This window comes from Candidatus Hamiltonella defensa 5AT (Acyrthosiphon pisum), assembly GCF_000021705.1.
Lineage (GTDB): Bacteria > Pseudomonadota > Gammaproteobacteria > Enterobacterales > Enterobacteriaceae > Hamiltonella > Hamiltonella defendens.
Window position 1 is genome coordinate 648090 of the sequence record NC_012751.1, and the last position, 13358, is coordinate 661447.

A 13358-nucleotide genomic window follows, 5' to 3' on the forward strand; every position below is an offset into this window, starting at 1 on the left:
AATTATTATTAAAGCTCATTTTTTATTTCATTTTCTTTTTTTTCTTAAATTAAGATTTTTTTATATTTTTATTATTTATATTTTTATTAAAATTAATTACATAAAATTAATATATTTTTTATTTTAAGGGTTAGATATGTATTATTGAAGATAAAAAATCAATAAAAAATAGTTAAATTTTGTAAAAAATTTGTTTTTTATTAAAAATTTTATTTTTATCGCTCAATAAATGCTTTTTTAAATAAAATAAAAAACCATCAAAGATTTTGGGATTTTTTTAATAAACTCAGTAAAAACATTACTGTGGCACAGAGCACAACAGAAGGGCCAGCAGGGGTGTCATAAAAAGCAGATAAAGCCAACCCGCCGGTCACAGCTAAAACACCTACTATAATACCTGTGCCTGCCATTTGTTCAGGTGTGTGAGCAAAACGACGAGCGGTCGCAGAAGGGATAATTAACAACGAGCTGATGATCAAGACACCCACAAATTTCATGGAAAGGGCAATGGTCAGACTCACAAGGAACATCAAAAGCATTTGATTTTTTTTTAAATTAATGCCTTCTACATAAGCTAACTCGGCACTGATTGTGATTGAAAGCAGTTGACGCCACTTCCAAAGTAATAACAATAATACGAGCATGACTCCAGATGCAATTAAAAGAATATCAGCGATTGTCACGGATAATAAATCTCCAAATAAGTACGCCATGAGATCTATTCTGACATTGGACATTAAACTGACAATGACCAAACCAAGAGATAAAGCACTGTGTGCTAAAATACCCAACAAAGTATCCACAGGGAGTTGATATTGCCCCTCTAACCACACAAGCAAGCACGCCAATAATAAGGTAATAAAAATCACTGCATAAAACAGATTAACATTAAGTAACAACCCGAAAGCGACACCCAATAAAGAAGCATGAGCGAGAGTATCGCCAAAATAAGACATGCGTCGCCAAATGATAAAAGAGCCTAACGGCCCTGCGGCAGTGGCCAGTAATATGCCAGCCAGCCAGCCAGGAAAAAGTAATTCAATCATGAGTTGAGTGCCAGTGTGGCGATTTTTTTTCTTCTTTTGCATCATGATGATGACGATAGAGGGCCAGACGCTCAACCCCCGAATTGCCAAACATCGCGATAAATTCCGGATGCACAGAAATCATTTTGGGGACACCAAAACAGCAGATATGTTGGTTAAGGCAGAGGACTTCGTTTGTTTGCGCCATCACTAAATGCAAATCGTGAGAGACCATCAGAACCGCACAATTGAGTTCATTTCTTAACTTTTCTATTAAGTCATATAGGGCCAACTGACCATTAGAATCGACCCCTTGAGTGGGCTCATCCAATACCAAAATTGCGGGTTTATTAAGAAGCGCTCTAGCCAGCAATATCCTTTGATTTTCTCCTCCCGATAATTTTTGCATAGGTTCATTCAATAAGTGCAAAGATTTAACGCGTTCCAACGCAGATAAAACATGCTCTAATTTTATTTTTGGTTTTAAGCTCATAAAACGTTTTACTGTTAAAGGCAAATTCGGATCTAAATGTAATTTTTGAGGAACATAGCCTATTTGCAGATGAGATTGACGGATCACGCTTCCTTCGGTTGGAGAAATCAAACCTAATATAATACGTACAAGAGTAGATTTACCTGCGCCGTTAGGGCCGATTAAAGTGAGTATCTTTCCTGAATAGAGAGAAAAAGAAATGTCTGATAAAACTTTTTTTGCGCCAAAAAAAACTGATACTTTATTTAAAGTGATTAATGAAGACATATGATTTGATTTTGAGAATACATATAATGTTATAATATTACACTAAATTTACCAGAGCGAATATTCATGATGTTATTCCATTTCAATTTTTTAAAAAGAAAAATAAATTTGCATCAAGCTATTTGTGCGGTGGTTTTAATCGCAACCTGTTGTTTTAAAATGGTATCGGCTGCAGTTGTGACTTCGATACGCCCCCTTGGTTTTATTGCTGAAGCGATTTCAGACGGCGTTATGCCTGTAAAAGTTTTATTACCGATAGGTGCCTCTCCGCATGATTATGCGTTGCGGCCATCGGATATTCAGGCCATTAATAACGCCAGTTTAATTGTTTGGGTTGATCCAACAATGGAAGCCTTTTTAGCTAAAGCGTTAAAATCCATACCCGTCAATAAAAAAATAACCATTTCTGAACTACCTGAAGTACAGCGTTTATTGATATCCAGTCAAGATTCGGGCCACCATGAGCATCGTGCAAATTTTTATAATATGCACCTTTGGCTATCACCTGAAATAGGGACATTAATCGCAATCAATATTCACCATCAGCTACTAAAATTACATCCTAATGATAAAAAAAGATTAGATGAAAATCTAAAAAATTTTAAAAATCAAAAAAATAAAACTATTCAAAAAATTGCGAATATGCTCTATCCTGTTAGAAAAAAAGGATATTTTGTTTTTCATGATGCTTATGGTTATTTTGAAAAACAGTTTAATCTCTCTCCCTTGGGCTACTTCACGCTCAATCCTTCAATCCAGCCGGGTGCAGAACGTTTACATCAAATTAAATCTCAGCTCACTGCTAAAAAAGCAGTCTGTATTTTTGCTGATCCTCAATTTAAGCCCGCCGTTATTAATGCTTTGGCTCAGGGCACAGCCGTTCGCTCAGGAGTTTTAGATCCATTAGGAAGCAAAATTCCAATGAATAAAGACAGCTATATGAAATTTCTGCTTGAGTTATCAATGCAATATTATGCTTGCTTAAAATAAAACGAATAGGGATCTTCCATTGCAAAAATTAACTCAGAACATCGCTTTGGTTTATCACAATTTAGGGCGCCTCCAGCGTTTGATGCTCATTTCATTCGCTTTCCTTATTTTATTTTTTATTTTGTTACAAACTCTCATGCATTCTCCTCAAAAAAAAATGGAATCGCGGGTTTCTCATATCCCTTCTACTTCGTCTTTACCTCAAGATACGGACTTTATTGATCAATCAGATCAATCCAAATTTGATGAGACACCTGAAGATGAATTAAATGATCAAGAAATTCATGCCAACAACGTTCAGGAGCATGTCATTGCATCAGGGGACACCCTCGGAACTGTTTTAGCACAATATGGTATTGATATTTCAGATATTGCGTTGCTGTCGGCCAATAATCCCGCATTACGTCATTTAAAAACAGGCCAGGAGATCTCCTGGAAAATTAACGGAGATGGCAATTTAGAGCAATTAACCTGGAGAGTTTCCAGGAGTGAAACTCGTATTTATGATCGCCTAGACCATCATTTCAAAGAAACTCAAATACTTCAGAAAGGCGAATGGCGTTCTAGCCTCTTGAACGGGCATCTAGATGGTAATTTCATCAACAGTGCAAAAAAAGCAGGATTAAATGCTTCTGAAATACACGCTGTTGTAAAGGCATTACAGTGGAAGCTCGATTTTAATAAATTACAGAAAAACGATCCATTTTTTACGTTATTCTCGCGCGAATACTTAAATGGCGAAAATAATCAAAGCCGATTACTGGGCGTTCGAATTTTTTCAGGAGGCAAAAACTATTACGCGATACGAGATGAAGATGGTTTATTTTACGATGAAAAAGGGGAAAGCCTGGCACAGGGTTTTATGCGTTTCCCTACGTTAAAACAGTTCAAGGTTTCTTCTGGTTTTAATCCAAAGCGTCTTAATCCAGTGACAAACCGGATTTTGCCTCATAAAGGTGTCGATTTTTCAATGCCAATAGGAACGCCCATTTTAGCCACAGGGGATGGAGAAATTTTGGTTGCCAAACACACTGGTGCCGCGGGAAACCTTGTAACTATCCGGCATGGCCGCCAATACAGCACACGTTATATGCATTTAAATAAATTACTGGTTAAACCAGGACAAAAAGTAAAACGTGGTGATCGAATTGCGTTATCTGGTAGCACAGGTCGCTCTACAGGTCCTCATCTTCACTACGAATTCTGGATTAATCAACAACCGGTTAACCCGATCACGGTTAAATTACCTGCTACAAAAAATTTAACGGGCTCAGCGCTTCGTCATTATTTACAAATGAGTCAAAACACCATTGCGCAGTTAAACTCTATTTAAGTTGTGCTTAAAACAATCGAGCCGTAAATTTTATGCACAAAAAAAATAATCATGCTGGTTTTATTCCGCGTTTTGACAAAGCTTTTTTACATCCCCGTTATTGGGGGATCTGGTTCGGTGTTGGTTTGTTGGTACTTTTAAGCTATTTACCTATTAAATGGCGTGATGGCCTCATGGCTTTCATTGGTTTTCTGGTAGGAAAATGTGCTAAAGGAGCGCGTCGGCGGGCTCGTATCAACCTCATTTATTGCATGTCGAATCTCACTGAGGTTCAGCGTGAAAAAATCATTGATGAGATGTTTTGCAATTCAACACAGCCGATTATGCTTATATTGGATCTTTGTCTTCGAGGTCCTCAATTCTTGGCCTCACGAGTACATTGGCATGATCGCTTTATTTTAGATGAGATTGAAAAAAAGAAGACGAACATCATTCTTCTTCTTCCCCACGCTTGGTCAATAGATATTCCCGGTATGTTATTGACCAGCGAGGGCAAACCGATCACCGCTATGTTTCACCAACAACGTAATCCCCTATTTGATTATTTATGGAATTCTGCACGAATGCGTTTTGGGGCATATATGCATGCTCGTAAAGATACAATTAAACCGTTTATTCATGCGATACAACAAGGATTTTGGGGGCACTATGCGCCAGATGAAGATTATGGCCCTGAAAAAAGTATTTTTGTTGATTTTTTTGATACTTACAAGGCCACTTTACCGACCTTAGGACGTTTAATGAAAATATGCAACGCCGTCGTTATTCCCATATTTCCGGTCTATAATTATCGTACTCACAGGATGGATATTTTTATTCGCCCCCCTATGAATCAGTTGCTGGCAGCAGAGGATGCCGAGGTGGCACGTCATATCAATAAAGAGCTCGAAATTTTTTTAATTCGTTACCCATCACAATATATTTGGAGCCTAAAGTTGCTCAAAACACGCCGGAAAGGTGAAATAGAGCCTTATCTACGAGAAGATATTTGATTTTTTTAAAATCCGCACTCTAAAGCCTTTCGAAATGATCAAACTGATATCTTTGCTTACATGGAGAGAGGATGGTCGGCTAATTTTTTTTCAATAGTTTACCCTTTCTATCGAGTATGAGAAAATCAAGGCATTTTTGAATAATGAACTTATTGAGGTAATAAGTGATTGATAATGATGGCTACCGCTTAAATGTCGGTATCGTAATTTGTAACAAAAAAGGGCAAGTTTTATGGGCTAAGCGTTATGGGCAGTATTCCTGGCAATTTCCTCAAGGAGGAATTCATTTGACTGAATCGCCTGAGGAGGCAATGTATCGTGAGTTATTTGAAGAACTGGGGCTAAATAAAAAAGATGTTCGAATATTGACTTCCACTCATTACTGGTTGCGTTACAAATTACCCAAACATTTAGTACGATGGAATACAGACCCAGTCTGTATTGGCCAAAAACAACGATGGTTTTTATTAGAGTTAACCTGTGACGATAGCAATATCAATGTAGAATGCACAAAAGCCCCAGAATTTGATGGCTGGTGCTGGGTAAGCTTTTGGTATCCAGTACGCCAGGTGGTGTCTTTTAAGCGGGATGTTTATCGTCAGGTGATGAAAGAGTTTTTTTCTTTCGTTTCTTTGATTCAAAAGCATTTGATATGACATACCGGTGGAGAAAATAATGTTCTACTCATGTTTAAAAAAAATACTGTTTCAACTAGATCCTGAACACAGTCATGAATTTACTTTTCGTCATCTTAAACGTATTACAGGCACACCATTACAATTTTTAATCAGTCAGTCTGTTCCGACGAAATCGGTTGATTGTATGGGCCTCTCCTTTAAAAATCCTCTGGGATTAGCGGCTGGATTAGATAAAAATGGCGATTGTATCGATGTATTAGGGGCAATGGGATTTGGTTTTATTGAAGTTGGGACTGTGACCCCTCTGCCTCAACAAGGGAATCAAAAGCCTCGATTATTTCGAGTCACAGAAGCAGAAGCGTTGATCAACCGTATGGGTTTTAACAACTTAGGGGTGGATTATTTAATTAATAATATTAAACGTTCCCGATTTGGGGGTGTATTGGGGATTAATATCGGGAAAAATAAAGAAACCCCTTTAGAAGTCAGCAAAGAAGATTATCTCATCTGTATGGATAAAGTTTACCCTTATGCGGGTTATATCGCAGTGAATATTTCATCACCTAACACTGAAAAATTGCGTCAATTACAATATGGCGATCTTTTAGAAGATATGTTGACTTCAGTCAAAAAAAAACAGACTCAATTACACGAGCAACATGATCGATATGTGCCTGTAGCAGTCAAAATATCCCCGGATTTAAGTGAAGAAGAACTCATTAAACTTGCAGATGCGTTTCTCAAACATGAGATTGATGGCGTCATTGCGACCAATACGACTTTAGATCATTCTTTAATTCAAGGTTTGAATCACTGCCAGCAATCAGGAGGGCTAAGCGGACGGCCTTTACAGCCAAGCAGCAACGAGACCATTCGACTTTTATCAAAAGAATTAAAAGGTCGCATTCCTATCATCGGTGTCGGGGGGATTGACTCATTGATGGCCGCGCGTGAAAAAATTGCTGCTGGGGCATCTTTATTACAGCTTTATTCGGGGCTGATTTTTCAGGGGCCTGCTTTAATTAAAAAGATCATTCATCATATTTGATGTGAATGAACGAGAGATTTTTTTCTGGACGTTTTTTATTTTGCTTTAATCCGAAAGCGTTAAATTTCCTTTAGGGATGCAACAACAAGAAAGAATATTGCCGTCTTTATCCATGGCATCTTGAGTTAATGTTTTCACTTCTCCTATTATTATTTTTATTTGACAAAAACGACAGATCCCAGCGCGACAAGAATAAGGGATCTCTATGCCTTGCTCTTCTAACTGTTCCAATAGCACATGCTGCTTATTGCCCAAAAAACAACGGCCATTAAATTCGATACAGACTTGATTTGTGGTGTCCGTTATCGAAGGTATTGAGCTCAGCTCTGATTTTTTTTCGTGAGGGGAGGACATCTCATTTTCTCCAAAACATTGATGATTAATTTTTCGCTACTCGATGATAAAAAGGTATCATCTTGAAAGATATATCCATATTCCATTTTTCCTATCCATAAAAACGCACTTTATATATGACTGATTTTTTTGCCAGTACCGCGTACGGTTTAGAAGAACTCCTTAAAAATGAATTGATCGAATTAGGTGCAACGGATTGTCAAATTGTTCAGGGAGGCCTTTATTTTCAAGGCGATGATCGGCTTTTGTATCAAAGCTTATTGTGGAGCCGTCTTGCTTCCCGAATTTTATTGCCGCTTGCCACATTTTCAATTCAGCGTGATCAAGATCTCTATCTGGGTGCTCGAGAGATTGATTGGCTCAACTTATTTTCTATCGATAACACTTTTTCGGTGCATTTTAAAGGTATGAATGACGCCATCCGAAATACGCAATATGGCGCACTAAAGGTGAAAGACGCTGTTGTAGATCACTTTATGAAAGAACACAATGATCGTCCTTCTGTTTCAACATCACGTCCAGATATCCGCATTCATGTTTTCCTGCAAGGAGATAAAGCACATATTTCACTAGATTTCAGTGGAGCACAGGGTTTGCATCAACGGGGATATCGGGCTCAAGGCGGTCAAGCGCCATTAAAAGAAAACTTGGCCGCGGCAATTATAATGAGGTCTGGCTGGCAAAAAGGCACACCTTTGGTGGATCCGATGTGCGGCTCGGGCACATTACTGATTGAAGCCGCCATGATGGCCGCCGATCAAGCGCCTGGGTTAAAGCGTTCGCATTGGGGCTTTCAAGCCTGGAAGGGATTTGATCCTGTTTTATGGGGCGATTTGCTTAAAAAAGCTCAGCTTCGGGCGGCTGATGGTTTGAAAAATACAGCACCTTATTTTTTTGGCGCAGATCAAGATCCCCAAGCGATCAGGATCGCAAAAAACAATGTTCATGAAGCAGGCTTAGAAGATCTCATCAAATTATCCGTTCAAGAGGTGAGCCAGCTGGTGGTGAATTTCCCGCTGATCAATCTGTGGGATAAAAAATCGGCAGGAACACTGGTTTGTAACCCTCCTTATGGAGAACGGCTTTCGAGTGAGCCTGAATTAATGGTGCTTTACACCACCTTAGGGCGCGTGATGAAAACCGTGTTCGGAGGTTGGAAAGCCTCCATTTTCAGTGGCTCATCTGATTTACTGAGCTTTTTGTCATTACGCGCTGATCGGCAATTTAAAGCGAAAAATGGCGCGCTTGATTGTTATCAAAAAAATTATTCTTTAAGAGATGATCCCCTGACAATCCCTGCTGAAGATTTTGCGAATCGGCTGCGTAAAAATAGCCGTCAACGGGGCAAATGGGCACAAAAAGAAGGCATTGACTGTTATCGTTTATATGATGCGGATTTGCCGGATTATAACGTGGCTTTAGATCGCTATGGTGATAAGGTTATCCTTCAAGAATATAAAGCGCCTAAAACGATTGATGAAAAAAAAACGCGAAGACGCTTGCAAGATATGATTCAAGCCAGCTTGGCCGTGCTGAAATTAGCGCCCAATCAGCTGATCCTCAAAATTCGTCAGCCTCAATCCGGCAAACAACAATATGTGAAATTAGCTCAAAAAGAAGAGCTCGTTTTAGTCAAAGAATACCATGCACGTTTATGGGTTAACTTAACCGATTATCTGGACACTGGGCTGTTTTTAGATCATCGTCTTACTCGCCAAATGCTCGCGAAACTCAGCCAAGGAAAAGATTTTTTAAATCTATTCGCTTACACCGGCAGTGCCACTGTTCATGCGGGATTGGGCGGCGCGCGAAGTACCACCAGTGTCGATATGTCCCGTACTTATTTGGAATGGGCAAAAAAAAATCTCAACACCAATGGATTGACGGGATCACGGCATCGTTTTATCCAGGAGGATTGTTTCACTTGGCTCCAGCATCAAAAAGATGAGCAATTTGATTTCATTTTTCTTGATCCCCCGACTTTTTCAAATTCAAAGCGGATGAAAAGCACTTTTGAAGTTCAACGAGATTATTTATTACTGATAAAAACGATCAAAACGCTACTGCGTTCTCAAGGAAAACTGATTTTTTCTTGTAATAAACGAGGTTTTCATCTTGATTTATCTCAAATCGCCTTTTTAGGGTTTGAAGCAAAAGATCTCAGAAGACAAACAGAATCGATGGATTTTGCTCATCATCGGCCAATGCATCATTGCTGGCTATTAACAAAAAAAAATAAGGAACCAAAACAACCATGTCATTAATCAGCTTATCGGGGGCTTACCTTTCATTCAGCGACGCCCCCTTATTGGATCACACCCAATTACATGTTGAACCCAATGAACGGGTCTGTTTGGTGGGACGTAACGGCACAGGAAAATCCACGCTGTTAAAAATTTTAAACAAAGAAATGTCACTTGATGATGGGCAAATGGTTTATCAACAAGATCTGGTGGTGGCACGCTTACAGCAGGATCCTCCTCGAGAGGTGGCGGGCACTGTATTTGATTTTATTTCTGAAGGTGTGAAAGAACAGGCCGCTCATTTAAAAACCTACCAAGATATTTTAAATAAAATAGAAACGGATCCCAGAGAAAAAAATTTGGAACAATTGGCGACATTGCAAAATATCTTAGATCATCAAGATTTATGGCAATTAGAGGCACGCATTCATGACGTGCTCAAACAGTTAGGGTTATCTGCTGAGCAAAAGTTATCTTCTTTATCGGGCGGTTGGCTACGTAAAGCGGCTTTAGGAAGAGCCCTCGTCAGCGCTCCTGAAGTGTTATTATTGGATGAACCTACCAATCACCTGGATATTCAAAGCATTCAATGGTTAGAAGAATTTTTAAAAAATTTTGAAGGCAGCCTGGTTTTTATTTCCCATGATCGTTCGTTTATCAGCACCATCGCGACCCGTATTGTGGATCTGGATCGCGGGAAATTGACTTCTTGGCCAGGAAATTACGCCTTGTATTTGGAGAAAAAAGAAGACGCCTTACGGGTTGAAGAACTTCAAAATGCGGAATTTGATCGCAAATTGGCTCAAGAAGAGATCTGGATCCGCCAGGGGATTAAAGCCCGCCAAACGCGCAATGAAGGTCGGGTAAGAGCGTTAAAATCATTAAGACAACAACGTTCTGAACGCAGAGAAGTCATGGGTAAGGCAAAAATACAATGGGAAGAGCAAAAGCGTTCAGGAAAAATGGTTTTTGAATTAGAAAATGTTTCTTATACATTATCAGACAAAATCCTGGTCGATGATTTTTCTGTTCAGGTGTTGAGAGGAGATAAAATTGCACTTGTGGGTCCGAATGGGTGCGGTAAAACCACGTTATTAAAGTTGATGCTTGGCGAATTGAAAGCACAAAGTGGAAAAATATATCGCGGTACGCATCTTGATGTGGCCTATTTTGATCAGCATCGGGCAGAATTAGATCCACAAAAAACGGTGCTGGACAACTTGGCAGAAGGGAAACAAGAAGTGATGATTAACGGGCGCTCGCGTCACGTTTTGGGTTATTTACAAGATTTTTTATTCCATCCTAAACGAGCGATGACACCGGTCAAAGTGCTCTCAGGGGGAGAGCGTCATCGTTTATTACTTGCCAAACTGTTTTTAAAACCCAGCAATCTGCTTATTTTAGACGAGCCCACCAATGATTTAGATATTGAAACATTGGAACTGTTAGAAGAAATGATAGAAGCCTATCAAGGCACTGTATTATTGGTCAGTCATGATCGACAATTCGTGGATAATGCGGTGACAGAATGTTGGATTTTTGAAGGCGATGGGCAAATCAATCGTTTTATTGGGGGATATTCTGATGCTCATCAACAACGAGCGGCTTCCAAATCCATGCATCAAAAAATAGAGGCGCCTCCATCGCCATTGCCCATACAAAAACAGAGGGGTACACCTGGAAGCTCGAAAACACATCAAACTTCAGTACATAAACTGAGTTATCAGCAAAAAAAAGAACTGGAACAATTACCTATGGAATTAGAAGCATTAGAAGAAAAAATCGCTCTTTTGCAATCTGAGGTCAGCGCCCCTGATTTTTTTTCAAAACCTCAGAACGAAACACAACAGAAACTGAACACATTAAGGGATTCTGAACGAGCTCTGGAAGAGGCCTTTGCCCGATGGGCATATTTAGAGGCGTTTGAAAAAAAATAAAAAAATCCAATAAAAGCCAGATGAGATAAAATACCCGATATTTCGGTTCACGGGACCACAATTAATTTAACTCAACTGTTTATATATGTAAAATTATAAGGGAAAAATTTTTAAACATTCAAAAATTTAAAACCAATAAAGACAGATTTCATTTTCTTTAATCATAAAATCTATTTTTTTATGTTTTCTAAGTTAGATTTATGACGAAATTCAACACTTTTCTGCAAAATTTCTTCTGCTGTCATATTTTTTATCTTCTTATTCTTATTTTTTGCTGCTTTTAATAATTTCTTCGTAAAAATGGCTTTTTTTAAAGTTTTTTTAATTTAATTTTAGTATTTTTTATTTCTTTACTTGATAACTACTTCTTTAAAGAAGTAAATTTTTCTGTTAATTTTCCACATTTTTTATTAAGTTTAGCTGTACTATTATTTCTTATTAAAGTGAATTTCATATAATCAACGATTTTATCAATTATATTTACTATTTTTTTGTACGACTTATTAAAGTTATACTGCTTGGTAATATTTTTATACATATCCTGTTTTTTATTTATTTTAAATAAATTCATTTTAATTTTTTAAATAAAAACAATTTAATTTAAATTTAAAATAATTGTGAACAAAGAATATACACTTTATAAAAATAAAAAAATTTTAAACAACAGAAAAATAAAATTTTCAAGGCTAATAAAATATTTATCTAAATGTAAAGGAGTGAGAAAATGCATCAAACAGAGAAAATCGTCATTAATATACTGTCAGTCATCACTCGGATCGTGCTCAGCATTTAAGTGGGTGGACGCTGGAAAGTGTGGTCATTGTCAGCCAGCATGGCATAAAAGCGCCCACTAAATTGACACCTTTAATGCCCAGTGTGACTCTTGGCCTGTTTGGGAGATTCCTTTATCATATTTAATCATATGAGTTTCAATTGTTTTTATAAAATCACCCTTTTTGATAGGATAATGTCTGTTTTCATTTTTTATCATCCTTAAAAAACCCAGCTTAACATGCATATTTTAAGACTAACATATCATCATAAAAGCGTTGAAAGATTTACTGGCACTGATCGTATGATGATATAAACAGCCATTCAAAAGCATTTTAAATGCGCTTTCTGACTGACTTTTTATTCCATTAAAATGAGTCGTACCATCAGATGGCTTCATAAATTATCGTTCAAGACAGTTGGTTTTCCAATCTTCATTTAATTCAACAGCCATAATTTTCATGTATATATCTACTCTATAAAAATTCTAAAATTAAAAACTAAAAACATCTTTGTTTTTATTTTTCCTGACTTAATTTTTTATAATATGTATTATAATTGTTGATTTTTTTAAAAAAAATACATTATTATTACTTGAATACGTGCTTTAAATAGAAATTGATTGTTTGTGTTAAATTTATTTAAATGAAATTTAATTATTTTTATAGTATATTTAATATATTAAATGTAAAAATTACATTTTTAGTGGATAAATTTATATTTTTATCATTCAGAATGAATTTGATTTTAGGAATCAGAACAGAATGATAATGATTAAGGAGGAGAGATTGGAATCGACACTAGGATCTGATTTAGCTCGATTAGTGCGCTTATGGCGGGCTTTAATCGATGAAAAACTAAAACCACTGGATTTAACCCAATCACACTGGGTGACATTGTATAATGTTAACCGTTTACCGCTTGAACAATCTCAAACTCAAATACAGTTAGCGAAAGCAATTGGTATAGAACAGCCTTCATTGGTGAGGACTCTTGATCAATTGGAAGACAAAGCTTTAATTACCAGGCATTGTTGCTCGAACGATCGACGAGCCAAGCGTATAAAGCTGACAAGTGAAGCCAGTGACACTATTAAAAAAGTAGAAAATGTTATTCATGAAACAAGCAAAGATATTTTGCAAGGAATTTCTGAAGTAGAAATTAAACTATTATCAAATTTGATAGAAAAAATTGAAAAAAACATTAAAGATTTGCAAGATATAAAAAATACTACTGTTACATAATAAATAACAGTTTATTTATTCAC

10 protein-coding genes and 1 pseudogene are annotated in these 13358 nt (G+C 37.2%); 8 read left to right on the forward strand and 3 right to left on the reverse strand.

Annotated features, from left to right (window positions below):
* Nucleotides 1–257: 257 nt before the first annotated feature.
* Together znuB and znuC are read right to left on the reverse strand one after the other, a co-directional pair.
* Nucleotides 258–1046, reverse strand: coding sequence for a zinc ABC transporter permease subunit ZnuB (znuB, locus tag HDEF_RS03140; protein WP_015873211.1), 789 nt, complete (start codon nucleotides 1044–1046; stop codon nucleotides 258–260).
* Nucleotides 1039–1785, reverse strand: coding sequence for a zinc ABC transporter ATP-binding protein ZnuC (gene znuC, locus HDEF_RS03145; RefSeq protein WP_015873212.1), 747 nt, complete (start codon nucleotides 1783–1785; stop codon nucleotides 1039–1041). The genes znuB and znuC overlap by 8 nt, the downstream gene beginning before the upstream one ends.
* Before the next feature lie 69 nt (nucleotides 1786–1854).
* Here znuC and znuA point away from each other — a divergent pair, with 69 nt between their 5' ends.
* From znuA to pyrD, 5 genes are all read left to right on the forward strand, one after another.
* Nucleotides 1855–2775 carry a zinc ABC transporter substrate-binding protein ZnuA gene (gene znuA, locus HDEF_RS03150; protein WP_015873213.1) on the forward strand — a complete coding sequence of 307 codons (921 nt, stop codon included), beginning with the start codon at nucleotides 1855–1857 and terminating at the stop codon, nucleotides 2773–2775.
* A 19-nt stretch (nucleotides 2776–2794) separates the two neighbouring features.
* The gene (gene mepM, locus HDEF_RS03155; RefSeq protein ID WP_044612258.1) at nucleotides 2795–4108 is read left to right on the forward strand and encodes a murein DD-endopeptidase MepM; all 1314 of its coding nucleotides are present in this window, start codon (nucleotides 2795–2797) and stop codon (nucleotides 4106–4108) included.
* Between the two features lie 32 nt (nucleotides 4109–4140).
* Entirely contained in the window at nucleotides 4141–5100 is a 960-nt protein-coding gene (gene lpxM, locus HDEF_RS03160) for a lauroyl-Kdo(2)-lipid IV(A) myristoyltransferase (protein ID WP_015873215.1), read from the forward strand.
* A gap of 164 nt (nucleotides 5101–5264) precedes the next feature.
* Nucleotides 5265–5756 carry an RNA pyrophosphohydrolase gene (rppH, locus tag HDEF_RS03165; RefSeq protein WP_015873216.1) on the forward strand — a complete coding sequence of 164 codons (492 nt, stop codon included), beginning with the start codon at nucleotides 5265–5267 and terminating at the stop codon, nucleotides 5754–5756.
* 19 nt (nucleotides 5757–5775) lie between these two features.
* Nucleotides 5776–6786, forward strand: coding sequence for a quinone-dependent dihydroorotate dehydrogenase (gene pyrD / locus HDEF_RS03170; RefSeq protein ID WP_015873217.1), 1011 nt, complete (start codon nucleotides 5776–5778; stop codon nucleotides 6784–6786).
* Between the two features lie 45 nt (nucleotides 6787–6831).
* On the opposite strand, the pseudogene HDEF_RS03175 reads toward pyrD, so the two are convergent.
* A pseudogene (locus tag HDEF_RS03175) lies at nucleotides 6832–7065 on the reverse strand (2Fe-2S iron-sulfur cluster-binding protein); the annotation flags it as partial.
* 191 nt (nucleotides 7066–7256) lie between these two features.
* Here HDEF_RS03175 and rlmKL point away from each other — a divergent pair.
* The 3 genes from rlmKL to slyA all read left to right on the forward strand — a co-directional run bounded on the left by rlmKL (nucleotide 7257) and on the right by slyA (nucleotide 13335).
* Complete coding sequence (gene rlmKL, locus HDEF_RS03180) at nucleotides 7257–9404, forward strand: bifunctional 23S rRNA (guanine(2069)-N(7))-methyltransferase RlmK/23S rRNA (guanine(2445)-N(2))-methyltransferase RlmL (RefSeq protein ID WP_015873218.1); 2148 nt, start codon at nucleotides 7257–7259, stop codon at nucleotides 9402–9404.
* Nucleotides 9395–11320 carry an ABC transporter ATP-binding protein gene (locus HDEF_RS03185; RefSeq protein ID WP_015873219.1) on the forward strand — a complete coding sequence of 642 codons (1926 nt, stop codon included), beginning with the start codon at nucleotides 9395–9397 and terminating at the stop codon, nucleotides 11318–11320. The genes rlmKL and HDEF_RS03185 overlap by 10 nt, the downstream gene beginning before the upstream one ends.
* A 1559-nt stretch (nucleotides 11321–12879) precedes the next feature.
* Nucleotides 12880–13335 carry a transcriptional regulator SlyA gene (gene slyA / locus HDEF_RS03195; RefSeq protein ID WP_015873225.1) on the forward strand — a complete coding sequence of 152 codons (456 nt, stop codon included), beginning with the start codon at nucleotides 12880–12882 and terminating at the stop codon, nucleotides 13333–13335.
* The last annotated feature ends 23 nt before the right edge of the window (nucleotides 13336–13358 follow it).

What these genes read in the sequence shown, in the direction of transcription:
- znuB (WP_015873211.1), bottom strand. Translation starts at nt 1,046, where the DNA reads ATGATTGAATTACTTTTTCCTGGCTGGCTGGCTGGCATATTACTGGCC.
- znuC (WP_015873212.1), bottom strand. Translation starts at nt 1,785, where the DNA reads ATGTCTTCATTAATCACTTTAAATAAAGTATCAGTTTTTTTTGGCGCA.
- znuA (WP_015873213.1), top strand. Translation starts at nt 1,855, where the DNA reads ATGTTATTCCATTTCAATTTTTTAAAAAGAAAAATAAATTTGCATCAA.
- lpxM (WP_015873215.1), top strand. Translation starts at nt 4,141, where the DNA reads ATGCACAAAAAAAATAATCATGCTGGTTTTATTCCGCGTTTTGACAAA.
- pyrD (WP_015873217.1), top strand. Translation starts at nt 5,776, where the DNA reads ATGTTCTACTCATGTTTAAAAAAAATACTGTTTCAACTAGATCCTGAA.
- rlmKL (WP_015873218.1), top strand. Translation starts at nt 7,257, where the DNA reads ATGACTGATTTTTTTGCCAGTACCGCGTACGGTTTAGAAGAACTCCTT.
- HDEF_RS03185 (WP_015873219.1), top strand. Translation starts at nt 9,395, where the DNA reads ATGTCATTAATCAGCTTATCGGGGGCTTACCTTTCATTCAGCGACGCC.